Consider the following 2,675-nt stretch of genomic DNA (forward strand, 5'->3'; position numbering starts at 1 on the left):
CCTGCCTTGTTGCGCGAGTTGCTCACCTTGTTGCTCGAGTTCATTGAGATGTTCACAATACCCAATACATCCACCATCCTTTCCACATCCTATTAGCCGATTTTTATTAAAAACAAGCGGTTTTCTGTTAATAACAGAAAACCGCTTGTTTTGTATTACAACTTTTGGATTATTGAAAATTACGAGGGATTTCTTCCTTCCATGTTTTTCTAAAAATTTCTTCTCCGTTATAGAATGCAACCATTGTATTTTTTAAGTAAAACGTGGTCAGATCACTCGTCATTTCACTGTTCGTTAATAGCTTTGTTTCCCAGTTCTCCTGACGTCCTACGGTTAGTTCCCATTCGCACTGGATGTGAGCGGATAGTGGATCACCCGATTTGATTGTATACGTGTTTTTATTAACACTGCCATGGACTAATCCATTCATGAGCAATTTACGTTCGCCTTCATCCGAATAGTCTTCCAGTTTCCAAACATCTGTGATCGTATGATGAGAAACGGTTCGTGTACGGTTCTCCGCTCGGAGTATTTCTTTATCGATCACTTGTGCTGTTTCTGGTGGATCAAAATGAATGGATTGATCTAATTCATGCTGCTTGGTGCGAATCGGAAGTCTTAACTTCGTTTTTGCTCCTGTCCGTACCTTTAATGTAACTGGCTTCGGTGAAGGCCAGGCTTGCGGCCAGTAAGTTGGTGAAATCGCTACTTCCAATTGGTGACCTGCAGGAATGGACTGACCGAATGCATTTAACTTAACGGATGCTTGATATACTTGATTTGAATGTAAAGCTTCCGGATATTCACGAGACTTTAGCTGATTTAAATTGAGCATTCCCCAGCTAATTAAAGTGGATTCGCCGGTCGGTGCTTTATCACTAAGCCGAACCGCTACAAGCGCATTTTCTTCATCCGTTGTAAATTCCATATCAAATACAGGATGTCCTAACATATCGAAGTCCTCTGTAAATGGATCTGATGTAAATACAACGGACTTTCCATTTTCTAAACGTTGATCAGACGGTAAATCCCCAGGTTCGCCAAATGGACAGAACACACCAGCGTAAAAACCATGCTCTTGAACACTCGGAACCGTAATGTTACCTCCCGTTCCAATTGCCTCATTGACCAACTTTCCATCGTTGAGCCAAAAATGCTTTTCACTTATATTTTCAGAAGGCCAGGCTGTTTCAGCTACCCATTTGCCAGGACGTTCTTCGTAATTCACTTTAGGTAATTCACTATCCTGTATCCAAGTAATGAATTTTGGTTCGTCTTTTATCCCCGTATCTTTTCCTTTTAACCATTGATCCCACCAGCGAATGCACTCTTGCAGAAAACCGATTGCCGGTTCTGGTGTTGCTACTTCAGGATATTCATGAGCCCAAGGTCCAATTAATCCTTTCGCATTTGGCAAGTTTTCAACTAACCGAAATACTGCGTCCGTATACCCATCCTGCCAGCCGCTTACAGCAAATACGGGAATGTTGATCGCTGCATAATCTTCACAAACTGATCCATGTTTCCAGTACGCATCCCTTGTCTGATGACGCATCCATTCCTGAACATAAGGTGGTGTGTTCAATCGTTTCAGCCAGTTTTCTTTCCAGCTTTCCCCGACAACTTCTGGATCTTGAGGACGCGCGCTATAGGCAAACATGGTAGATGCCCACCAAAGCATATCCGATGCTAAAATATTCCCGCCACGATAATGAACATCATCGGAATATCGATCATCGGTGGAGCACAAGGTAATAATCGTTTTTAATGCTGGGTGTTGTCTTGCAGCAACTTGTAAACCATTAAAGCCACCCCAAGACTTCCCTATCATGCCAACATCACCGGTAGCCCATGGCTGCTTTGCAATCCAGTCAAATACTTCGAGTGCATCATCTTGCTCTTGCTTTAAATATTCATCCAGCAAAATACCATCCGAATTTCCTGTGCCGCGAATATCTACACGAATACTTGCATAACCATGACCAGCAAAATAAGGATGGCGAGCTGAATCTCGGATTGCTGTAAAATCATCTTTCCGATATGGCAAATATTCCAATATGGCAGGTACTGGATTTTCCACGGCATCTTTTGGTAGCCAAATCGTTGCTGCTAATTTAGCCCCATCCGACATTGGAATCCATACATGTTCTTTTTTCATAATCTCTCTAGGAAATTTCGTAACGGTTTTTCTATTCGTCGAATCGCTTATATTAAATACCACGCTCATCCAACCTTTCCTTAACACTTTTAATCTTTTAACATATCACTGTCATACACTACTTGATCTCGTTTCTCTGGAAGTACGGTATACATAATACTTTTATAAATATAGTGCATCGTCCGTTTTGCCGCTTCTTCCTTTGCATATGTTTTGCGTAAATTCAACATTGTCGTTAGCATGCCATTCCAAATTAACATGGTCGTACCGGCGATATACTCAATATCTTCTTCCTTGATGAATCCATCTTCTTTCGCTTGTTGAATATATAACGAACTGCGCGTCGAAATATTATGATGTGAAATAATGGATTGAACATTCTCCGACAGATTGATCATCTCGTGCGCATACACTTTATAATAGTTTTGCATCAGTTCTTCCGGAATAGAGCCTAAGCTTTCGATATAAAGCAGGGAATACACTTTCTGGATATTTCAAAATGAAATGTTTACAAAAA

The 2,675-nt window shown here is 41.1% G+C and carries 2 protein-coding genes; both read right to left on the reverse strand.

Annotated features, from left to right (window positions below):
- Window positions 1-169: 169 nt before the first annotated feature.
- Window positions 170-2,221: a CocE/NonD family hydrolase gene (locus GZ63_RS0116190; protein WP_029271366.1), complete on the reverse strand. Its 2,052-nt coding sequence runs from the start codon at window positions 2,219-2,221 to the stop codon at window positions 170-172.
- A 26-nt stretch (window positions 2,222-2,247) separates the two neighbouring features.
- A complete protein-coding gene (locus tag GZ63_RS0116195) occupies window positions 2,248-2,589 on the reverse strand; it encodes a hypothetical protein (protein WP_156947761.1) in 342 nt (113 codons plus the stop codon).
- Between the last annotated feature and the right edge of the window lie 86 nt (window positions 2,590-2,675).

This window comes from Virgibacillus alimentarius (assembly GCF_000709085.1).
Lineage (GTDB): Bacteria > Bacillota > Bacilli > Bacillales > Amphibacillaceae > Virgibacillus_B > Virgibacillus_B alimentarius.

Bases quoted from the DNA above. Each gene is read 5' to 3' on its own strand.
- GZ63_RS0116195 (WP_156947761.1), bottom strand. From the start codon at position 2,589: ATGCAAAACTATTATAAAGTGTATGCGCACGAGATGATCAATCTGTCG.